Source organism: bacterium SCSIO 12827 (genome assembly GCA_024397995.1).
Classification (GTDB): Bacteria; Pseudomonadota; Alphaproteobacteria; order Rhodospirillales; family Casp-alpha2; genus UBA1479.
In genome coordinates, this window is the sequence record CP073746.1 from 227683 (window position 1) to 249671 (window position 21989).

Annotated in this window: 17 protein-coding genes and 1 tRNA gene; 10 read left to right on the forward strand and 8 right to left on the reverse strand. The window is 63.7% G+C overall.

The features are described from left to right. Positions 1-37: 37 nt before the first annotated feature. Entirely contained in the window at positions 38-1309 is a 1272-nt protein-coding gene (locus KFF05_01135) for an MFS transporter (protein ID UTW52029.1), read from the forward strand. A 124-nt stretch (positions 1310-1433) separates the two neighbouring features. Further along, positions 1434-2627, forward strand: a complete 1194-nt coding sequence (locus KFF05_01140) for a CoA transferase (GenBank protein ID UTW52030.1) — start codon at positions 1434-1436, stop codon at positions 2625-2627. An 85-nt stretch (positions 2628-2712) separates the two neighbouring features. Here the strand turns inward: KFF05_01140 and gor are convergent, their stop codons facing one another. Continuing rightward, the gene (gor, locus tag KFF05_01145) at positions 2713-4095 is read right to left on the reverse strand and encodes a glutathione-disulfide reductase (protein UTW52031.1); all 1383 of its coding nucleotides are present in this window, start codon (positions 4093-4095) and stop codon (positions 2713-2715) included. Positions 4096-4523: 428 nt separating this feature from the next. On the opposite strand from gor, the gene KFF05_01150 reads away from it, so the two are divergent. Beyond that, positions 4524-5639 (forward strand): porin, encoded by a 1116-nt coding sequence (locus KFF05_01150; protein ID UTW52032.1) that lies wholly within the window; start codon positions 4524-4526, stop codon positions 5637-5639. A gap of 134 nt (positions 5640-5773) precedes the next feature. On the opposite strand, the gene glmS is transcribed toward KFF05_01150, so the two are convergent. After that, on the reverse strand, positions 5774-7597 hold the full coding sequence (gene glmS / locus KFF05_01155; GenBank protein ID UTW52033.1) for a glutamine--fructose-6-phosphate transaminase (isomerizing): 1824 nt from the start codon (positions 7595-7597) through the stop codon (positions 5774-5776). A 6-nt stretch (positions 7598-7603) separates the two neighbouring features. Beyond that, positions 7604-8977 carry a bifunctional UDP-N-acetylglucosamine diphosphorylase/glucosamine-1-phosphate N-acetyltransferase GlmU gene (gene glmU, locus KFF05_01160; GenBank protein ID UTW52034.1) on the reverse strand — a complete coding sequence of 458 codons (1374 nt, stop codon included), beginning with the start codon at positions 8975-8977 and terminating at the stop codon, positions 7604-7606. A gap of 155 nt (positions 8978-9132) precedes the next feature. On the opposite strand from glmU, the gene gph reads away from it, so the two are divergent. After that, positions 9133-9834, forward strand: coding sequence for a phosphoglycolate phosphatase (gene gph, locus KFF05_01165; GenBank protein ID UTW52035.1), 702 nt, complete (start codon positions 9133-9135; stop codon positions 9832-9834). Between the two features lie 8 nt (positions 9835-9842). On the opposite strand, the gene KFF05_01170 is transcribed toward gph, so the two are convergent. Beyond that, positions 9843-11486, reverse strand: a complete 1644-nt coding sequence (locus tag KFF05_01170; GenBank protein ID UTW52036.1) for a tetratricopeptide repeat protein — start codon at positions 11484-11486, stop codon at positions 9843-9845. 215 nt (positions 11487-11701) lie between these two features. On the opposite strand from KFF05_01170, the gene KFF05_01175 reads away from it, so the two are divergent. From KFF05_01175 to KFF05_01185, 3 genes are all read left to right on the forward strand, one after another. Next, positions 11702-11776: transfer RNA gene (locus tag KFF05_01175), tRNA-Val, on the forward strand. A gap of 403 nt (positions 11777-12179) precedes the next feature. Next, the gene (locus KFF05_01180) at positions 12180-13148 is read left to right on the forward strand and encodes a hypothetical protein (GenBank protein ID UTW52037.1); all 969 of its coding nucleotides are present in this window, start codon (positions 12180-12182) and stop codon (positions 13146-13148) included. Beyond that, a complete protein-coding gene (locus KFF05_01185; GenBank protein UTW52038.1) occupies positions 13136-13441 on the forward strand; it encodes a hypothetical protein in 306 nt (101 codons plus the stop codon). Before KFF05_01180 ends, KFF05_01185 begins: the two co-directional genes overlap by 13 nt. A gap of 109 nt (positions 13442-13550) precedes the next feature. Here KFF05_01185 and KFF05_01190 read toward each other — a convergent pair whose 3' ends face one another. Continuing rightward, the gene (locus KFF05_01190; protein UTW52039.1) at positions 13551-14372 is read right to left on the reverse strand and encodes a hypothetical protein; all 822 of its coding nucleotides are present in this window, start codon (positions 14370-14372) and stop codon (positions 13551-13553) included. A 186-nt stretch (positions 14373-14558) separates the two neighbouring features. Here KFF05_01190 and KFF05_01195 point away from each other — a divergent pair, with 186 nt between their 5' ends. After that, positions 14559-15512, forward strand: coding sequence for a LysR family transcriptional regulator (locus KFF05_01195; protein ID UTW52040.1), 954 nt, complete (start codon positions 14559-14561; stop codon positions 15510-15512). Here the strand turns inward: KFF05_01195 and KFF05_01200 are convergent. Both KFF05_01200 and KFF05_01205 read right to left on the reverse strand, forming a co-directional pair. Next, positions 15509-16624, reverse strand: a complete 1116-nt coding sequence (locus tag KFF05_01200; protein UTW52041.1) for an HlyD family secretion protein — start codon at positions 16622-16624, stop codon at positions 15509-15511. The two genes, KFF05_01195 and KFF05_01200, sit on opposite strands and share 4 nt — an antisense overlap. Further along, on the reverse strand, positions 16614-17120 hold the full coding sequence (locus tag KFF05_01205; protein ID UTW52042.1) for a MarR family transcriptional regulator: 507 nt from the start codon (positions 17118-17120) through the stop codon (positions 16614-16616). The genes KFF05_01200 and KFF05_01205 overlap by 11 nt, the downstream gene beginning before the upstream one ends. A gap of 76 nt (positions 17121-17196) precedes the next feature. On the opposite strand from KFF05_01205, the gene KFF05_01210 reads away from it, so the two are divergent. Continuing rightward, positions 17197-18732: a DHA2 family efflux MFS transporter permease subunit gene (locus KFF05_01210; protein UTW52043.1), complete on the forward strand. Its 1536-nt coding sequence runs from the start codon at positions 17197-17199 to the stop codon at positions 18730-18732. A gap of 176 nt (positions 18733-18908) precedes the next feature. Here KFF05_01210 and KFF05_01215 read toward each other — a convergent pair whose 3' ends face one another. Next, positions 18909-20357 carry an aldehyde dehydrogenase family protein gene (locus tag KFF05_01215; GenBank protein ID UTW53525.1) on the reverse strand — a complete coding sequence of 483 codons (1449 nt, stop codon included), beginning with the start codon at positions 20355-20357 and terminating at the stop codon, positions 18909-18911. A gap of 191 nt (positions 20358-20548) precedes the next feature. On the opposite strand from KFF05_01215, the gene KFF05_01220 reads away from it, so the two are divergent. Continuing rightward, positions 20549-21988: a deoxyribodipyrimidine photo-lyase gene (locus KFF05_01220; GenBank protein UTW52044.1), complete on the forward strand. Its 1440-nt coding sequence runs from the start codon at positions 20549-20551 to the stop codon at positions 21986-21988. The last annotated feature ends 1 nt before the right edge of the window (position 21989 follow it).

A 21989-nucleotide genomic window follows, 5' to 3' on the forward strand; every position in this document is an offset into this window, starting at 1 on the left:
TGGGCCGCTTAGGGTATAAGGAAATGGAAGAAACGACATGGTCGCTATTCTGATCCCCGTCTCCGCCCTGTTCCTTAGTTTCGGCATCTTGTTGGCTGGCAACGGGCTTCAGGGCACCCTGCTGCCCGTGCGCGCCGGGATCGAGGACTTCTCCCCCTTCGCCATCGGCGTCATGGGGGCGGCCTTCTATATGGGCTACATCCTGGCATGTTTCTGGGCGCCCCGCGTCGTTGCGCGGGTCGGTCATATCCGCTCGTTCACCGTGTTCGGCACGATCGCGTCGGCGGCGCAGTTGCTGCACGTGGTCTGGGTTGATCCGGTTTCCTGGTGGGGGCTGCGCTTCGTTACCGGCGCCTGCCTGTGCGGGCTCTACATGGTCATGGAAAGTTGGATCAACGAGCGTGCCGGCAAGGAACACCGCGGGCGTATCCTGTCATTCTATCAGATCGTCAACCTGGGGGCTGTGACCGTCGGCCAGGTTCTGCTGAACCTTTACGATCCCGCTGGGTTCGAGCTGTTTGTGGTCGCCTCCGTGCTGGTCTCCATCGCCCTGGTGCCGGTGGCGTTGACGCGCACCACGGCGCCGCAGCCGTTGCAGCAGGTGCGCATCCGCATCCCTCGCGTCTATGCCATTTCCCCCGTCGGCGTGATCGCCTGCCTGACCGTCGGGCTGGTCAACGGCGCGGTATGGACCATCGTACCCCTGTTCGCGCAAAGCGCCCTGACGTCGGTCGCGGAACTGTCTCTGTTCATGAGTCTGCTGATCATCGGCGGCGCGGTCTTCCAATGGCCGCTCGGGCGGTGGTCGGATCTGATCGATCGGCGCTGGGTGATCATCGTGATCTGCGTCGGCGGCGGGTTCAGCGCCCTGGCCCTGATGGCGTTCGGCGATCTTGCGCGTGCCGTGATGTATGCACTCGCCTTCGTCTACGGCGGTTTTACCTTCGCGCTCTACGCCATCGCTATCGCCCATGCCAACGATCAGGCCGAGCCCGAGGACTTCGTCGAAATCGCCTCGACCCTGATCCTGGTGTTCGCCATTGGCGCCGTCGCCGGGCCGATGCTGGCGTCCGTGGTGGTTGAATTGGCGGACCCCAATGCCTTCTTCGCTTATTCGGCGGCCATCCATTTCCTGACCGCAACCTTCGCCTTCTACCGCATGCAACGCCGCGCGGCGCCCCTCCCCGAGGACAAGGAGGATTTCGTTCATGTGCCCCGCGCCTCGCCCGAGGTTATCACCATCGATCCCCGCGGACTGGACGAGGATGAGGAGAGCGATGGTGGGGAAGGCTCCTATAAGGGCGGCTGATGCGATGATGGGGGTGCGCGACGATTGACCTGAGCCCTGGAAATTCCGATAACGGCATATCTGAATTGTATACAAGGCCCGGGCGCCAAAGAACCGGGCCACGCCGCCTTCGGAGAGGAAACACATGGTACATACCGCCGCGTCGACCGCGCTCGACCACATCAAGGTCTTGGATTTGACCCGTGTCCGTTCGGGGGCCACCTGCGTCCGCCAATTGGCGGATTGGGGCGCCGACGTGATCAAGGTCGAGTTGCCCGAAAGCATCGAGCCCGACGGCACCCTGGGCGCCAAGCGTCACACGGCCGATTTTCAGAACCTGCAGCGCAACAAGCGTTCTCTGACCCTGAACCTGAAGGAAGAGGAAGGCCGCAAGCTGTTCCTGCGACTGGTCGAAGGGGCGGACGTGGTGATCGAGAACTTCCGCCCTGACGTGAAGGAGAAACTCGGCATCGGCTACGAAGCCCTCAAGGCCGTCAACCCGCGCATCATCCTGGGCTCCATTTCCGGCTTTGGCCAGGATGGGCCCTACGCCAAGCGCCCCGGTTTTGATCAAATCGCCCAGGGCATGGGCGGGCTGATGTCGATCACCGGCGAGCCGGGCCGCGGCCCCATGCGCGTCGGCATTCCCATCGCCGACCTGACCGGCGGGCTGTTCTGTGCCATGGGCGTGTTCATCGCCCTGATCGAGCGTGAGAAATCCGGCCAGGGCCAATGGGTCACCTCGTCCCTGCTGCAGGCCATGGCCTTCATGCTCGATTTCCAGGGGGCGCGCTATTTGATGGAGGACGAGGTGCCGGGCCAGGCCGGCAACGATCACCCGACCTCTATTCCCACGGGCGTGTTCCCGACCAAGGACGGGCATATCAACATTGCCGCCGCGGGCGAGCGCATCTGGGCGCGCCTTTGCGACGTGCTGGGCACACCGGAGTGGACCGAGGACGACCGCTTCAACGGCCCGGAAAAACGCTCCAAAAACCGCCATGACTTGAACGCCTTGATCGCCGAGAAGACCAAGGACCGGACCAGCGCCGATTGGGTTGAGGCGTTCAACAAGGCGGGCGTGCCATCGGGTCCGATCTATGACATGGCCGGCATGTTTGCCGACGAACAGGTCAAGCACCTGGGCATCGCCGAGGACTGCGAGACCACCTGCTTCGGCAAGACCAAGATGATGTCGCAGCCGATCCGCATGAGCCGCACCGAATCCAAGCTGGTCGTCCACCCGCCGGAAAAGGGCGAACATACGGATGCGATCCTGGGTGACTTGGGGCTCAGTGCCGACGAGGTCGCGGATCTCAAGGCGCGTCAGATCGTCTGACGCCGCATCTGCCTTCAAGTAAAAGGAGAGCCGCCGCCGATGAGTTTCGGCGGCGGCTTTTCGTATTCGTTGTCGTGACGGCGGTCTATTCAGCCGCTTCGGCGGGGCGTACCGGCGTGCGCATGGTCACCCATTCCTCGGCCGCTGTTGGGTGGATGCCGATGGTGGCATCGAAATGCGCCTTGGTCGCCCCGGCTTTGAGCGCGATGCCCAGGGCCTGGGTCATTTCGGCGGCGTCCAGGCCGACCATGTGACAGCCAAGCACGCGGTCTGTCTTTTTATCCACGATCATCTTCATCATGGTGCGCTCGTCGCGGCCCGACAGCGTGTATTTCATGGGTCGGAAGTGGGACTGGAAGATAACCACGTCGTGGCTCTTGCGGGCCTCGTCCTCGGTCAGGCCAACGGTACCCACGGGCGGGGTCGAGAACACGGCCGTCGGGATATTGGCGTAATCGACCGTGGTCGGCTTGCTGCCGAACAGGGTATGGGCCACGGCCATGCCTTCGGCCAGGGCCACGGGCGTCAGCTGTACCCGGTCGATGACGTCGCCCAGCGCATAGATGCTGTCGACGCTGGTCTTGAAATGGTCGTCGACCTTGATCGCGCCCTTGGTGGTCAGAGCGACGCCGGCTTCGGCCAGCCCCAGGCCCTTGGTGTTGGGCGCGCGCCCGGTGGCGTACATGACGGAGTCGACTTCCAGGATGTCATTGTCATTGAGGCGCAGGGAATAGCCAGATGCTGTCTTTTCGATGGATTGGACGGTGGTTTCCTGGTGAATGGCGACGCCTTTCTTGGCCATTTCTTCGTGCAGGGTGTCGCGCACCGCCGGATCGAACCCGCGCAGGATGTTCTCCGCCCGGATAATCACATGGGTTTCGGCGCCCAGGCCGTTGAAGATTCCGGCGAATTCGACGGCGATATAGCCGCCGCCGACGATCGCGATCCGCTTGGGTAGGGCGTCCAGGTCGAGCGCCTCGTTCGAGGTGATGGCGTGCTCGATCCCGGGAATGTCTGGCAGGGACGGCCAGCCGCCGGTGGCGATCAGGATGTATTTCGCGGTGCAGGTCCGGGTCCCGTCCGGACCAGCGATCTCGACCGTATGGGCGTCGATGACGCGGCCTGTGCCGGTCAACTCGTCCACCCCGGCGTCGCGCAGCAGGCGATGATAGACGCCTTCCAGGCGGTCCAGCTCTTTATTCTTGTTGGCAATCAGCCGCGGCCAATCGAACGCAGGCGCCCCAACGTCCCAGCCGTAACCGGTTGCGTCCTCGAAATCCTCGACGAAATGACCGGCGTAGACGAGAAGCTTCTTGGGCACACAGCCGCGCATGACGCAGGTGCCGCCGATACGCAGATTTTCGACCACGGCGGTTTTCACGCCGTAGGTCGAAGCGGCGAACCGCGACGCGCGGACTCCGCCGGAGCCCCCGCCGATGGTGATCATGTCATAGTCATATTGCGGCATTAGGGGCAGTCCTTCGCTTTTGCAGGCGGATGCGGGAACGGGTATCGGTTCGATATCCCCCATCTAACCATGTTCGCCGCCGTGTTCAACCGTACTGCGGGTGCCCAGACGCTATGCGCGGCGGCCTCAAGGCGCGATTCGGGGGACTCGCGACACGTCCGTGACATTTGCGCAATTGAGGCTATCTGACGCGGGCTGAATAGCAGGAAGCCTCCACCCAAGCCCCTGATTTTCATCAAACCTCAGCAAAGTGTGGCATTCACGCAACACTGTTCCAAAAAATCTACACCCAAGGCGGATTTTGCTTTTGAAACAGAGGCGAGCCGCTAAACTGCCCTCGTCCGGAACAGGATTGCCAACGCGTCGTCCTACAGTGTTTCAGGGCAAAGTGGATTTGTAAGAGTGAATCTCATCTTAGGAGCAAACGAATGAACCTCAAAAAGACCCTTATGGTTGGTGCCGCCGGCGCTGCGCTTTTCGCGTTCGCCGCCCCGGTTGCCACCACCGCCGAAGCCGGTTCGATCAAGAACGGCAATGCGACCGACCTGAAAGTTTACGGTCAGGTCAACCGCAACATGATGTTCTACAACGACGGTGAAGAATCCGGTTACCGCCATCAGGACGGTGATAACGGCTCCACCCGCTTCGGCCTCGCCGCGACCGGCAAAGTCAACGAATCCGTCTCCGTTGGCGCCAAGATCGAAGTCGAAATGCAGTCCAACGATCCGGGCTCCATCAGCCAGTCGTCTGAAGATGGCGGCGGCGGCAACTTCTCCGAGCGTCATGCTAACCTCTACTTCAGCCACAAGCAGTTTGGTAAGCTGACTCTGGGTCAGCAGTCGGAAATCTCCGACGGCATGTCCGACGGCCTGGACCTCGGCTATGCTGCTGGCGCCTTCGCCGGTATGGATTCCTCGCTGCTGGTTGCCGGTATGCTATTCCGTAACGACAACACGGCTGCGGCTCTGTCCACCACGTCCATTCGCACCGTCTTTAAGACCCTTGATGGCGGTCGGAATGACTCCATTCAGTACGAAACTCCGTCCATGAACGGTTTCCGCGCCCAACTGGGCCTGGAATCTCAGGGCACCTGGGGTATCGGCGGTCTGTATGACGGCAAGATGGGTGGCTTGCAGGTTCGTGTCCGTGGTTTCTATGAAAACACTTCTGGTGCTGGCACGACGGCTGATCAGTGGCAGCTCGGCGCTTCCGTCAAGCATGACAGTGGCATCTCCCTGACTGGTCTGTACGGCTCGTCCGATCAGGACTCCGGTAAGGACCACAAGGTCTATGGCGCCACTGTCGGTTACACGGCGAATATGAACTCGCTGGGTGCCACCGGTGTCGGTGTGACCTTCCAGGGTACTTCTGACCTCGCCGGTGACGGCATCGACGGTCAGGCCTTCGGCTTCGGCGTCAACCAGCAGATCAAAGCCGCGGGTACGAACATCTACGGCAACGTGATGTTCTGGGACGTCGATGGTACGACGACTGCCCTCGACAGCCTGATGACCTTCCTGGTCGGTGCTCAGGTTAAGTTCTAATCGGGCTTAAGGCAGCGCTTCGGCGCTCTGCCGCTCGGTTGAGCTTTCAGTAAGGAAACGGCCGTCCTTCGGGGCGGCCGTTTTTCTTTGAGAGGATATGATTTCCTGGCGGAGATCGGATAGCGGCGGTTGCGCTATTCCACGGTCACGCTTTTCGCCAGATTGCGGGGCTGGTCCACATCCGTGCCTTTGATGACGGCGACGTGATAGGCCAACAGCTGCACCGGGATCGCATAAAGGATGGGGGCGACGAAGGGGTCGACGGTGCGCAGGGCGACCGTGGCTTCGGCTCCGTCCGACAAGGCCGCCGCTCCCACCTCGTCGGAAATGACGATCACCCGCCCGCCCCGGGCCATGACTTCGTGCACGTTCGAGGCCGTCTTCTCGAACAACGCGTCCGTGGGGGCGATGACGATGACCGGCACCTGATCGTCGATCAGGGCGATGGGGCCGTGCTTCATCTCGCCGGCGGCATAGCCCTCGGCGTGGATGTAGGAAATTTCCTTCAGCTTTAATGCGCCTTCAAGGGCGATGGGATAACTGGTGCCACGGCCCAGATAAAGCACATCCCGCGCCTCAGCCATGCCCTGGGCGATTTCCTTGAGCCGTTCATCGTGATTGAGGATTTCCGCCGCCCGGCCGGGCACTTCGGTCAGCGCCGTGGTTAGGCGCCCTTCGGTTTCGGCATCGATGGCGCCGCGCCCGCGGGCGATGGCAATGGCCAGGCAGGCCAGAACGGTCAGCTGCGTGGTGAATGCCTTGGTCGAGGCGACGCCGATTTCGGGCCCCGCGTTGGTGTGCAGGACCATGTCCGATTCCCGGGCGATGGCGCTTTCCGGTTGATTGACGATCGACAGGATCGCCTGACCTTCCGCGCGCGCGTAACGCAACGCGGCCAGGGTATCGACCGTTTCGCCGGACTGGGAAATGAAAATCGCAGCGCCGTTATCCGCCATGGGCGGCTCGCGGTAACGGAATTCGGAGGCGATATCGACCTCGACCGGGATGCGGGCCAACTGCTCGAACCAGTACTTGGCCGTGAGGCAAGCGTAATAAGACGTGCCACAGGCGACCAGGGTCAGGCGCTCAAGCGTCGCCGGATCGAATGGCAGGCCGGGCATTGTCATCGTGCGTGACGCCGGATTGATGAAGCTTTGCAGGGTGTCGCCGATGACCTGGGGCTGCTCGTAGATTTCCTTGAGCATGAAATGCCGGTAACCGCCCTTGCCGATGGCCGCCCCCGACAGTTCGGTCAGGCGCACGGGCCGCTCCACCGGGGCATCGCCACTATCGAACACCTGGGCACCGGACGGGTTGAGTACAACCCAGTCGCCGTCTTCAAGATACATGATGCGGTCGGTGAGCGGTGCCAAGGCCAGAGCGTCGGAGCCTAAGAACATCTCGCCCTGGCCGAAGCCGACGGCGAGCGGGCTACCGCGACGCGCTCCGATCATCAAGTCGTGGTGACCGGAAAAGATGATGGCCAACGCGAAGGCGCCATCGAGCCGACGCAGGACAGCAGCAGTCGCGTCCGTCGGTGATTTTCCGTCCACGATTTCTTGAGTGATCAGATGGACGATCACTTCCGTATCCGTGTCGGATGCAAGGTCGCATCCCTTGGCGATCAGTTCGGCCCTGAGGTCCTTGTAATTTTCGATGATCCCGTTATGGACGATGGCGACCCGGTCGGTCGCGTGTGGGTGGGCGTTGACCTCGTTCGGCACGCCGTGGGTTGCCCAGCGGGTATGGCCGATGCCGACCGTGCCGGGGATGGGCTGTTCATCCAGGCGGGCAGCCAGGTTGGCAAGCTTGCCTTCGGCCCGGCGGCGTTCGATGGCGCCGTTGACCAGGGTCGCGATCCCGGCCGAATCATAGCCCCGGTATTCCAGCCGCTTAAGCCCTTCCAGCAGGATGGGCGCGGCCTCGCCTCGTCCGAGAATTCCGATGATGCCGCACATTGCCCGCTAACCCTCTTTCTTTTGGTTTTGCTTTTCCTTGCGCCGCTTGGCGTTGAAGCGGTCGGCCCAGCCCTTCACTTCCTTTTGGTCGGCGCGGGTCACGGCGAGCGCCCCCGCCGAGACATTCTTGGAAATCGCGCTGCCCGCGCCGACGATGGCCCCGGCGCCCACGGTCACGGGAGCAACCAGCGCCGTGTTGGAGCCGATGAAGGCTCCGTCACCGATCACTGTCTGGGATTTCACGTGACCGTCGTAGTTGCAGGTGATGGTGCCGGCGCCGATGTTTACACCCGCGCCGACAATGCTGTCGCCGACGTAGGACAGATGATTGGCCTTGCTGCCGGCACCCAGGGACGCGGCCTTGATCTCAACGAAGTTGCCGATATGCACCCCTTCGGCGAGGTCCGCGCCGGGACGCAGACGGGCAAACGGCCCGATTACAGTATCTGTTCCGACCGTGGCCCCCTCGATATGGCAGAACGCCCGGATTTCCACGTTGTCGGCGATGCGCACATCCGGCCCGAAGACCACGTTGGGCCCGACCACCACGTCGCGGCCAAGCTGTGTGTCCCATGACAGATAGACCGTATCCGGGTCAATCAGGGTGGCGCCGCCTTCCATGGCGCGGGCGCGCAGTCGTCGCTGCGCGACGGCCTCGGCCTCGGACAGGTCGGCGCGGGAATTGACGCCCAGAACCTCGTCCGCGTCACCGATGACAACGGCCGCTTTGGCTCCGTCGGTGCGGGCGATGGCGACGATGTCCGTCAGGTAATATTCGCCCTTGGCATTGGCATTGCCGATACGCTTGAGCCAATCAAGGGCGCGGGCCCCGTCGATGACCATGACACCGGAATTGCAGAGCGTCACGGCAAGCTGTTCCGGTGTTGCGTCCTTGGCTTCGACGATGGATGCAAGGGCACCGTCGTCGTCAAGGATCAGGCGGCCGTAGGGGGCGGGATCGGCTGGCTCGAAGCCCAGCACGACCACGCCAGGCCGGGCCGCGGTGCGCCGTGCCGCGAGCATGGCGCCAAGCGTTTCCGGAGTGATCAGCGGCGTGTCGCCGAACACGACCAAGAGGTCATCGGCCGGGTGGGCCTGAATGAAATCGCGCGCCGCCAGAACCGCGTGGGCCGTGCCCAGGCGTTCCGTCTGCATCGCCGTCGGCAGGGGGTGCACGGCGGCGGCAAGGCCGTCCATGTTCTCGCCGAGAACGACAACCGTTTGGTCGACAGTGGCCGTGTTCAGGGCCGCCAGGACATGGCCGATCATCGGCCGCCCCGCGACCTTGTGCAGCACCTTCGGCCGGTTCGATTTCATGCGCGTGCCCAATCCGGCAGCCAGGACCACGGCGGTTGTCGTAAATTTTCCGTTTGCTTGCATGAAAACGCGGAGGCCTTTAAACGGTTCGGGCGGCGGCCTTGGGGCCTAGTGAATGTGTCCGGTGAAACATCTGGAGGGTCGGGCCGCAAGGTGCCACAGTATCTTGTGTCATCCAAGTCACAGTTTGTTACGGAATCTTGCAATGGAATTATGCAATGCCGGCGGTTAAGGAGCACTTACCCGCCCGCCCCCTGCCCAAGGCTGTGGTGTTCGACCTCGACGGCACCCTGGTCGATAGTGTGCCCGACATCCAGGCGGCCTTGAATTGGCTGCTCGCCCGCCTGGGCCGCCGTCAGGTATCCCGGGACGAGGTCGCGGGCATGGTCGGCGACGGCGTGCCCAAGCTGGTCGAACGCGGACTGCTGGCCACGGGCGGCCTGCCGGCGGGTGGGCTCGACGGCCCGACGGCCGAGTTCACGGTTCACTACGAAGCCAACGCGGCGGCTCTGACGCAGCCCTTTCCGGGCGCCGTCGCGGCGCTGGAGGCCTTGCGCGATGCGGGCTGCACACTGGCCGTCTGCACCAACAAACCGGCGGGCGCGACGGCGGAAATTCTGGACGCCCTCGACCTTGCCAAGTTCTTCGCGGCGGTCGCCGGCGGCGACACGGTGCCCGGCGTGCGCAAGCCCGACCCTCGGCATCTGATGCACGTACTGGATCAATTGGGTGCGGCGCCCGGCGATGCGGTCATGGTCGGCGACAGCCACAACGACGTGAACGTGGCCAAGGCGGCCGGTGTGGCCACGGTGGCGGTCACCTTCGGCTATGCTCACGGGCCGGTCGAGGAATTGGGTGCGGATCTGCTGATCGACCATTTCGACGATCTGGTGGCGGCGCTGCGGCGTTTGCCCAGCTAGTCTGCCGGTCAACCGGCGGTGGGGCAGAGGTCGAAGGCGATTGAAATGCGTTTTTCGTCGCTGGAGGTGACCGGGATGGTCTGATGCCCGAAGTAGGAGGGGAACATCACCATCATCCCTTCCTCTGGCCGTACCAGATGCACCGCCGGCTCGCGCCGGTCGCCGATCAGGTGAAAGGCCCGACCGAATTCGATCCAGCCCTCGATGTTGTTGGTGCGCCCCTTGGCTGCGTCCTTCATGGAGGCTGGCAGGGCCGGATAATACACCCCCGATAGCCAGGCCGGCGGGTGGAAATGCACCAGCTGGCGGCCTTCCCGATCATACACCGTGCCCCAGCAGTTGACGTCGAAGGCCCGGGGCGGGTCGGCCAGGAAAGGATGCTCCGGGTCCTTCGGATGGGCCGCCATGAAATCTCCGGCCATGGCCATAATCATCTTTTTCAATTCCAGGGCCGGGCCGTGTTCCGTGCCGTCGAACAGTTCCAGCGTGCCGCGGCCGTGCTCGACGGAGCGATTGACCTTGGAATAGGTCAGGCTGGGATGGTTCAACAGATAATCCACCAGGTCCTTGTTGAAGGACGCCATGGAATGGTATCCCGCCGGCGCCGTATGGACCCGGGTCATGATCAGGTCGAAGTCGAGTATCCTGGCGGCGTCTTCCGTGCGGCCCAGCTCGTTCAGCGCCGCTGATTTCATGGCCAGGGACGGCGTGGGGAACGAGCCCGCGGCCAGCGCCCGGTCGGCGGCGGCCAGGGCGCGGTCCGGCTCACCCGCGCGCATCCAGACGAAGGCCATCTGGCCGTGCAGGTCGATTGCCTCGGGATGGACCTTGAGAAACTTTTCCGTGAGGGCTGCCGCCTCTGCCGCCCGCCCTTCAGCGCCGTAGGCATAGATCAATTCGTTTACCGACTGGCCGTCATCCGGGTTTCGCGCCACCGCGCGTTCCGGGGGGGCGATGGCCTTGGCGTAATCCGTCGACCGCCCGTGCAGCAGGCCGATGTTGGCGAAGGCGCGCTGGTGGTTCGGGTTCATCTCGGCCGCCCGGGTGAACAGGGCGATGGCGTCGTCGAACTTGCGGGCGTTCATATGGACGGTGCCCAGGTTGAAATAATCCTCCGGGTCCTGACTGCCCAGCTCGATCGCCGTCTCGTAGGCCGCCCGGGCACTCTCACCGTCGCCCAGCAGCTGATAAGCAATTCCCAGACTGCCGTAGACCGGCGGCGCCTCGGGCGCCAGTTCGGCGGCGCGGCCCAGGTCCTCCGCCCCGCCGGCGGGGTCGCCCAGCAGAATCCGCGTACGGCCCAATTCAAAGGCCAGGTTGGCATCGTCGGGGTTTTGGGCCAGCGCGTCGCGCAGCGCCCGCAGCGCGCCGTCCTTGTCACCGGTTTCCAGCAGCATCTTGGACAGTGTCACGGCGCAGGGGGCGAATCCCGGATGGGCGGCCAGGGCCCGGCGCAGCAGGGTAATGGCCTGCACCGCCTTGCCCTGGTTGTGGCGCACCAACCCCAGGCAATAGAGGGCTTCCCCATGGTCGGGCACGGCCTTCAGCACGTCTTCCGCATCCTTGCCGGCGCGCGTCAGGTTGCCGGCGCGGAACGCCTGGCCGGCCCGTGCCATCAGGCGGGCAATGTCGTCTGCGGTCTTCGGTTTCAAGCGGGCTCTCCTGGGTCGGCAGGCGGAAATCGGGGTGCCGGCGGGCGGGCAAAGACTGCCACAGCCGCCCATCCGCGTCCATGTTGGCCGGCCCTGGCGGGCAGAACCTTGATCCAGCGCAATCCGCATCCCGGCAGGCCCAGCTTGACAGCCTTGGGGGGCGCCCCTTATATGATCGCGCCTTGCCGCCGGGGAACGACCCGGCGATGCAGCAAGGGCGCGTAGCTCAGCGGGAGAGCACTGCCTTCACACGGCAGGGGTCGCTGGTTCAATCCCAGCCGCGCCCACCATTCATTTCTGCTTGGTGATCGAAAATGCCGACTGGACTTGGTGTTAGGGCCAGCTTCTATCGCGCGAAAAATAGGAATATATTGACAATTAATATCGTGATGGGTAATGTTCATTATTGAAGGTTCTAGATGACCAATTCCTTCCTGGTGCTCCAAAGCATCCTCTCAAAATAAATTTCCACCGCGCCCGATAGGCGCTTTCGCCAAGCCCGGGATTACCTCCGGAGAACTCGGCCCGAAGCGCTACGACATCGGATAACGCCTCTGATCCCCCGTAATGAACCCGGTTGCCGGCGCGAGATTCCGTCGCCTGCAATCCGCTTCCCCTGTGTGTTCCGAGGAGCGCTTGCGCGTCTATGTCGTCTCCCCGGAGCACGCGGGCCTATTCGCAAGGAGACGGAACGTGAAGCCCCCCTTCAAACTGAACGCGACCTTGGGTCGCACCTACAATGCCGATCTGAATGATGTCCTGCGAACGAAGCAGGCATTAAGCAAACTCGGTCATTTCGAAGCGCCTACCTACGGCATGACGGAGTATCCCGACGAACCCCTGTTCCAAGGGATCGAGACATTTCAAATAAGGCATGGTCTGCGCCGGGATGGCGTGATGAAGCCGGACGGAGAAACCGTCGCGAAGTTGGGCCAAGTCTTGGCTGAACAGCGCCTAGATGAAACCAGGGCCGGCCCCAATGTTCTCGGGCTTTCGGGAGAGATCGGCCTGGGCCGTGCCAACAAGCCCCATGATGTATTTGCCCTATCGCAGGCGCTTACTTGGGCCGGGTTCCCGACACAACCGACCCGCGCCTCCGAGGCCGATCAAACGGAGGCGGATTTACCCGATGCGATCAAAGGATTTCAGAAGTCCGCCGGCCTGAAAGTCGATGGCTGGCTACGGCCATACGGAGAAACGGAGGAAGCCCTTAACAGCACCCTCGCGCCAAAAGCCCAGGTGTTTCTATCCTCTCATGAAGGGGCTGACGCGCCACCTGGAAAGGCTGGCTTCATGCCGGATGGTGGGGAACAGCAGGCAATGGCGTTTGGTCTTATTCCCCCAATCGCTTATGCGGTCGCCGAGTTCTTCGGCATCTCTCTCCTGGCGGCCTGGGCGTGGTGGCAGTCCATGGACAGTGCCCAGCAAGAGAAAGTTCGGAAACAAATTGCTACCCGGCACTCAAATGATGAGGACGATGATCTGGAGGCTAGGTGCGAGTACCTATACGAAGTGGACACAGATACTTGTAACGGAATAACAAGAAATCGTGGCAAGGTGGCTGGTGCTAGGTGTCATGAAACTGCTGCGAGTAGATATGAAGCCTGCCGTAGAGGCATTCCAATTGATCGATTGCCCCCGCTGAATACATGGATGAACTGAACAAAATAATCTTCAAGTTCGAAGCCTTTGCAAAAAGGGATGATGGCAGCGTCGTCCCTTTTTCCCTCGACGTTTGGTCTCCGGTTGCCAGGACGCAAGGCGACAGCAGTTGCCGGGTTGATTGCACGTTCTTGCGGGAGAAACCATTTCAGATATTTGGGGTTGATGGTGAACAGGCCTGTGAACTCGCTATAGATTTCATTCGTCTCTCGCTCATAGACAGAGCCGAGCTAATTGATGCGAACGGTAATCCGATATCATTGCCCGTGATTGAATGGCCGCCGTCGGATTAATTGTCAGGCTTTTGCACCCAAACGCTACCGTCCTCGATCTCCCCGCCCGAAAAAAGCGCCCCTCGTGAGGGGCGCTTTTCGATTCTGGCGGGCTTGAAGCGGGGGCGGTTTACCGCCCGTAGAACGTCTTCACCGTGTCTTGGGCGACCTGTTGCAGGAACTGGGCGGTGTCCTTGGGGACCTTGCCGAAGTAGTCGTAGCTGTTGCCCACGGGCGACTGGCCGTAGAGGCTGGCGAACACCACGCAGGCGGCGAGGTAGGTGCCTTCCAGGCTGGGGTGGGAGCTGTCGTAGCTTTGGTGCAGCTTCATGTCCGGGCGCTGCCTATAGGCTTCCTCGAAGGCAAGGCCGACGGGGATGACCAGCGCGCCGACCGTGTTGCCCGTCTCCACATAGAGCTTCTCGATCGCCCGGATCATCTCGGGGTCGTACTTCTTGTGCGGCTTCACGTAGGCATGGGTCATGTAGAGCGCCGTTTCGCCGCCGGCGGCCTGAATTTTTTTGGCGAAATCGGCGACGGTGGCGGCGAACTTGGGCGGGTGATCCTTTTTCGTCGCGGCGGCGCTGAAGCCCTGCAGGACGACGACCTGGAACGGGTTCTTCACCCGCAGCTTGCCGGGCTCCAGGTAGCTGTCGATGTTGTGGTCGAACAGCATGGCGCCGCTGATGGTGGCGGATTTGTACTTCAGGGTCTTCATATCCGACAGGCCCGAAGCCGCGACCATGCGCCGCACGTGGTTGTGCAGGCTGTCGTTGTAATAAAGGTAGCTGTTGCCGACGAACAGAACCCGTTCGGGCTTTGCGGTCTTGACGGCCTTGACGGCCGGTTGCGGGGCCTCGGCCCGGGCGGTGCTGTTCAGGGCCGGCAGGGCCAGGGCCAGAACGACAGCGGCGAGCAGGGGGAAGCGCAGGGTGCGGGGGCAGGAAAGCATCGTTGTCTCCTCGGTCTTGGATGTGTGTTTCCATGGGCCTTGGGCCCTTATGCCGCCACTCTGAGCCCCTGAATCGATAAAGAAAAATCGAAACTAAACAATAATTCATCAGGTATTTGCATGAGTCAGCCGGGCGGCCCATAGTTCCGGGCGTTTGCACGACGTCAACGGATCGGACGCCCGGCCATGAACTTCAAATCCCTCCGCGCCTTTCGCCTGGTGGTGTCCCAGGGCTCCCTGGCCGCCGCCGCCGAGGTCATGAACCTGAGCCAGCCGGCTGTCAGCCGCCTGATCGCCCTGTTGGAGGACGAGACCAAGCTGATCCTGTTCGACCGGTCGCGGCGGCGCCTGGCTTTGTCGGAGGCGGGCGAGGCCTTCCACCGGGAAACCCGGCACATCCTGGACGGTATCGACGAACTGCCGCATATCGCCGCCAACGTGCGCGCCGGAACCAACCGGCCGTTCCGCCTGGTCACCGGGCCGCGGGTCGGCACGGCCCTGGTCGCGCCGGCCCTGGCCATGATGCGGCGCGAGATGCGGAACCTGAAATGCGTGGTCGACGTGCTGTCGCGGTTCGAGCTGGAAAACCGCTCCGGCATCGCGCGCTACGATCTGGGCATCGCGTCGCTGCCGGTCACCCATGCCCTGCTGCCCATCGAGAACAGGCCGATCTGCCGGGCCCGTATGGAGGCCGTGATGGCGGACAGCCATCCGCTTGCCGGCAAACCGGCGCTGACCGCGGGTGACCTGGCGGGCCAGCCGATCATCGGCATGTTGCCGGGCCTGTTCGGCCGCCAGCAGGCGGACGAGTTCTTTCGCGCCGACGGCGCCGTGCCGTCCTATGCGGTGGAAACCACGTCGTCGCTGATGGCCTGTCAGATGGCGCGGGACGGGGCGGGCATCGCGCTTCTCGACCGGCTCTCGGTGAGGGCGATCGACCCGGCCGGCATGGCGGTGCGGCCGCTGGATCCGCCCCATTGGCTGTCCTATGGCTATATCCACCACAAAGGCCAGGTGTTGAGCGCCGAGGCGCGGACGTTCCTGGACTGCATGGCCCGTTATATCGACGGGTTCCGGGCCACGGACAGCGCCGCCGCCGAGGCGGTCATCCCGCAATGGGACGGCAGCCTGGAACCCTAGTCGGAAGACCGCGCCCAGGCCGGAAAGATGCCCAGCAGGTCGGCGACGGAACGTTCGCGGCCGGTGTCGATCTTGGCCGTGGCGGTCATCCCGGCGCGCAGCGGCGGGGCGTCTGAATGGGGGATCAGGCGTAGCCGCACCGGCAGGCGGTGCACCACCTTGACCCAGTTGCCCGATGCGTTCTGGGGCGGCAGGATCGCGAATTCCGCCCCGGTGGCCGGCGAGATGCTTTCGACCTCGGCCTGCCAGGTCACGTCGGGATAGATATCCAGCACCACCGTCGCCTTCTGTCCCGGGCGGACATGGGTCAGTTCCGTTTCCTTGAAGTTGGCGTCGACCCAGGGCGGGGTGTCGGTGACGATGGCGAACAGGGGTTCGGACGCGGTGATTTGCTCACCCGCGACCAACGGCACGGTGACGACGACGCCGCTGGCCGGGGCCGTGACGGTCGTGCGCGCGAGGTCGAGGTTGGCTTGGTCGAGGGCCGCCTGCTTGGTCCGCACCAGGGGGTGGCCGTCGACGGGCTGGTCCGGGTCGCTGCCGAGCGACGCCTGAATGCGCTGAATCTTCTGACGCGCCAGGACGACGCGGTCATCGGCGGCATTGGCGTCGTTTTCCATTTCGTCGAACCGCGCGTGCGACGTGACGCCGCGCTTCACCAGTTGCCGTTCGCGCTCCAGCCGCTTGCGGAAATAGAGCGCGCGGTCGATGGCGTCGCGCAGCTCGACCCGGGCTTCCTTCAGGGTCGCGGCCAGGGTCTCGACCTCGCGGCGCGCGGCGTCCAGTTCGGCCTGGGCGCGGGCGGCGGCCAGCTTGAAGGGTTCGGGATCGATGCGCACCAGCACGTCGCCTTGCGTGACCTTCATATGGGCCTTGGCGCGGACCTCGATGACGCGGCCGGAAATCTCGGCCGCCAGCTTGGCGATGTCGGTCTTCACATAGGCGTTTTCGGTCGCGACATAGCGTGCACCGTGCAGCCAGTAACCGACGGCAACGATGACGGCGAGCATCGGCACCACGCCCAGCAGCAGCAGGCGCTTGCGCTTCGCCTGCGCCGCCTGTTTCAGGTCTTCATGCCCGTTCAGGGTGATGGGGGTCTGCTCATTCGGCATTTATTTTCTCAAGTTCCGTCGATTGGATGGTGTCGTTGTCGCTGGCCATTTCCTGCAGCCGTTGCTTCACGTTCAGCAAAAGGTCGGTCAGGGTCTCGCGTTCCTTGCGGCTCAGGCCCGATAATTCCTCTTCGACCATGGCCTCGGCAATTGGGCTGACCTCGCGGTGGATGCGGCGGCCGAGATCGGTCATGTAGATGCGTTTGATGCGTCGGTCGGTGTCGTCGGGGCGGCGTTCCAGCCAGCCGAATTCTTCCAGTTTGTCGATCAGGCGCCCGGCCGAGGCCTTTTCGACCTCCAACAGTTCGGCCAATTCAGACTGGCTGACCCCCGGCTGATCGCCGACCCGGCGCAGCGCCAGCCATTGCGTGCGGGTAAACCCCATCTTGCGGACCCGGCGGTCGAACACCGTGCGCTGCAGGCGCGCGGCCTCCACGATCAGGAAGGCAAGGTAACGGCCTTCGGACAGGGCGCCCTGCGTATCGATCTTGGTCATTGAAGGAATTTCCCTTGCGAAATTAGTAAGTATTCTTACTATTGCAGTCCTTACTGTCAACAGGATTACCAATTCCGTGCCCATCGACAACGCGGTCGGCGCTCAGCAGTCCCGGCCGGAACTCACTCCGGCGCGGCGCTGGGTTATTCTCGGGGTGATTGTTTTAAGCGTCACCCTCTACTCGACCTCGATCCTCATCGTGGCGGCGGTTCTGCCGCAGCTTCAGGGCACCATGTCGGCGACGCCCGATGAAATCTCCTGGGCCATGACCTTCAACATCCTGGCCACGGCGGTGGCGACGCCGCTGACGGGCTGGCTGGCCGGTCGCTTCGGGCGGCGCAACCTGCTGGTCGTGAGCCTCGCCGTGTTCGGCATTGCCACCTATTTCTGCGGCGCGGCTAATTCCCTCGAGGCGCTGATTTTCTGGCGCATCGTCCAGGGGGCCGGTGGGGCCCCCCTGTCGCCCATGGGCCAGACGGTGGTCCTCGACATCTTTCCCAAACACCAGCACGGTATGGTCATCGGCCTGTACGGCGTCGGTGTCGTCATGGGGGCCTTCGTGGGCCCGATGATCGGCGGTGTGATGGCGGAAACCTATACCTGGCGTTATGCGTTCTACATCCTGGTGCCGGTGGCGATCGGTGCCGCGATCGCGGTGTTCTTCGCCCTGCCGCGGATGCGTCGGCAGGTCCAGATCAAGCTGGAATGGACCGGCTTCATCCTGATCTCCCTCGCCATCGCCTGCCTTCAACTGGCGCTGTCCCGCGGCCAGCGGCTCGATTGGTTTCAGTCGCCGGAAATCGTTATCGAGATCTTCGTCGCCGTCGTCGCCTTCTACATGTTCGTCGCCCACAGCCTGACCCATAACAAGCCGTTCCTCGACCTGCGCCTGTTGCTCAATCGAAATTACGCCATCGGTCTCGTGCTCGTGACGATCTATGGCATGCTGAACTTCACGCCCATGGTCGTTCTGCCCGGATTGATGCGCCAACACATGGACTTGCCGGACTCGCTGATCGGCTACGTCGTCGGTTCACGCGGAATTGGCGCCATGGCGGGATTTTTCGTGGCCGGCATCGTCGGTCAGCGGTTCCCCAGACGCACCATCATCGCGGGCTTCTTCGCCCAGGTCGCCGTCGGGCTGTGGTTGATGACCGCGAACCTGAATACCACGCCCTTCGAATTCGCGCTCAACGGTGTCCTGCAGGGGTTCGCCGGCGGCGTCATCTGGGTGCCGTTGACGGTGCTGACCTTTTCGACCGTGGACCCGAAGGACCTGGATGAAACAACCTCGGTCTATCACCTACTGCGTAACATCGGCTCCAGCTTCTTCATCTCCATGACCGTGACCGAGATCGTGCGTTCGAGCCAACGCAATTACGAGTACCTGACCGAACACATCACGGAATTCAATCCGGTGCTCAAGCTTCCTTGGGTGATGGGCGGCTGGGAGATGGAGACGGTCGAAGGCTTGGCGCGCCTGTCCCGCGAAATGGGACATCAGGCGGCCCTGATCAGTTACCTCAACGGCTTCGGCATGTTCGCCGTCGCCTCGGCCGCGGCGATCCCGCTGATCCTGTTCGTCAGCCGGGCACCCAAGAAGCCCGCCTAACAGACCCGGTGGGCCAGACGGACGACAGGCTGTCGCCCTTAATCATCCGCCACATCTGGCCCTTCCGCCGTCCAGATAAAGCGTTTTGACAGGCCGACACGACGCACAGGGCCGCCCCGGCGGCGACAAAGGCCGCATGCCGGGTTTTCACTCCCGTGGCTGGCGCGGTCGCAGCCCTAGCGGCCCCGCGGTGTGTCCAGGTTCACGGTCACGTTCTTGCGCTGGGTGAAACTTTCCAACATGCCTTCCAGGGAAAACTCCCGGCCCAGGCCGCTTTGCTTGTAGCCGCCGTAGGAATGGCCCGGCACTTGGCCGCCGCCCTGGTTGACCTGGACCCAGCCGCTTTCGATGGCGTGCGCCGTGCGCAGACCTTCGCCGATATCGTGGGTCCAGACATAGGCCGCGAGGCCGTAATGGCTGTCGTTGGCCATGCGGATGGCTTCCTCCGTATCGGTCCAGCGGATCGCCACCAGCACAGGGCCGAAGATTTCTTCGCGCGCCAGGCGCCAGTCGTTGGAGGCGTCGGCGAACAGGGTCGGGACGGCGAAATAGCCTTCGCTGAGCGGCCCCGTTTCCGGCGGCAGGCCGCCCATGACCAGGCGCGCATCGTCACGCTTCAGGCCTTCCTCGACATAGCCGCAGACCCGGCGGAACTGTTTTTCGTTGATGATCGTGCCGACGTCGGTGGCTTCGTCCAGCGGGTCGCCCAGTTTCAGGGTCGACGCCTTGGCCGCCAGCTTGTCGAGGAACGAATCAAAGATGTCCGCATGCAGGAACAGGCGCGAACCCGCCGTGCAGGACTGGCTTTGACGGGTGAAGCGCATGGCGGCGATGATGCCGTCGACGACCCAGTCCTCGTCCGCGTCGGGGAACACGATGGACGGGCTCTTGCCGCCCAGTTCCAGGGAGACGGGTACGATCCGCTCCGCCGCCGCGCGCATCATGATCTTGCCGACCTCGGTCGACCCCGTGAATGACAGCTTGGCGATGGCCGGATGATTGGCGAGCGGCCCGCCGCATTCGGCGCCGTAACCGGTCAGCACGTTGAGCACGCCTTCGGGCAGGAATTCCTGGCAGATGTCGGCCATCATCAGCACGCCGAGCGGTGCATCCTCGGCCGCCTTCAGGACCACCGTGTTGCCGGACACCAGCCCGGCCGCGATCTTCAGCGCACCCAGCAGGACCGGCGCGTTCCACGGAATGACCGCGCCGACCACGCCCAGGGGCTCGCGCCGGGTATAGCTCAGGACGTTCTCGCCAAGCGGGATGGTCTCGCCTTTCAGCTCGCTACCCAGGCCACCGTAATAACGGAAGATGTCGGCCGATACCTTGGCCTCGGGCCGGGCCTGGGTGCGCAGGGCGTTGCCCGTTTCCAGGGCGATGGTGCGGGCCATTTCCTCGGCCCGGGCGTCCATGGCGTCGGCGATGCGCAGCAACGCCCGGCCGCGTTCGCGCGGATTGGTGCGGGCCCAATCGGGGAATGCCTTGGCGGCGGCGGTGACGGCCTTGTCCACATCTTCGGCGCCCCCGCGCGGGACCTCGGCGACCGTGGTGCGGTTGGCCGGGTTTTCGACCGTAATGGCGGCACCCGAGACGGCCTGGACCCAACGGCCCCCGATCAGCATGCCTTTCGGCGCGTAGAAGTCCTGGGGGTTGGCAATGTTCTTCAAGGCGGTCGTCATGGTTGTCTCCTGTATGTGCGATGCGGCCGCGCAAGGCGGCCCGAGTTTTGCGAACGGTATACCATAGGGGCGGGCCGCCGCCACCCGCTTGGGGTATAGTGCGCATCCTGACCCGCATCCGGAGCCTGCCCGCCATGTCCCTGCCCCCGCCCGTCATCGTCTGGTTTCGCCGCGACTTGCGGCTGGCCGACAATCCGGCCCTGGCCCGGGCGGCGGCGATCGGGCGGCCGGTTGTGCCGGTCTTCATCCTGGACGAGGACACGCCCGGCCTGCGCCCGCCGGGCGGGGCGTCACGCTGGTGGCTGCACCATTCCCTGGCGGGTCTGGCCGATGATCTGGCGGCCTTGGGATCACGTCTGATCCTGCGCCGGGGGGCGGCGGGGGCGGTGCTCGACGCCCTGATTGCGGAGACGGGGGCCGATACGGTGCTGTGGAACCGCTGTTACGACAAGGGGTCCGTCGCCCGCGACACGGATATCAAGGCGGGCTTGTTGGGGCGAGGCCTCCAGGCGGAAAGCTTCAATGGCTCCCTGCTGACTGAGCCCTGGGAAATCACCACCAAGGCCGGCGGCGGCTATAAGGTCTACACCCGTTTCTGGCAGGCCTGCCGCGCCGCCGGCGATCCGCCACCGCCGGTGGCGGCGCCGGGCTCATTGCCGGCACCGCAGGCCTGGCCGGCAAGCGACGATCTGGCCGCTTGGGGACTGCTGCCCAATGCACCCGATTGGGCGGCGGGGTTTTCCGATCACTGGATGCCGGGGGGGCAAGGGGCCCGGGACCGCCTGGAAATGTTTCTCGACGGCGCGGTCACGGGTTATGCGGCGAAGCGCGATTTTCCGGGCGTGGCGGCGACCTCGGGTCTGTCCGCGCATCTGGCCTGGGGCGACATCGGCCCGCGCCAGGTCTGGGCCGCCGCCGTTAAGACGGCCCCGGCCGGTGAGGGGCGGGAGACGTTCCTGAAGGAGCTGATATGGCGGGAATTCACCCATCATGTCCTGCATCATTTCCCGGACCTGGCCGAGCGACCCATGGACGCTAAGTTCGATGCCTTTCCCTGGATGCCCGACGACGGCCTGCTTGCTGCCTGGCAGCAGGGGCGGACCGGCTATCCCCTTGTCGACGCGGGCATGCGCGAGCTTTGGGCCACGGGCACCATGCACAACCGGGTGCGCATGGTCGCGGCCTCGTTCCTGGTCAAGCATCTGCTGCAGCCCTGGCAGGCGGGCGAAGCCTGGTTCTGGGACACCCTGGTCGATGCCGATCCCGCGTCCAACCCGTTCAACTGGCAATGGGTCGCGGGCTGCGGCGCCGATGCCGCGCCCTATTTCCGCATCTTCAATCCGATCCTGCAGGGACAGAAATTCGATGACGACGGCGATTACGTGCGCCGCTGGGTGCCGGAGATCGCGGCCTTGCCCAAGAAATACCTGCACGCACCCTGGACCGCGCCGATGGATGTCCTGGCCGATGCGGGCGTGGCGCTGGGCCGCGACTATCCTGAACCGGCCGTCGACCACAAAAAAGCGCGCGACCGGGCGCTGGCGGTGTTCAAGTCGTTAAAGAGGGATAACTGAA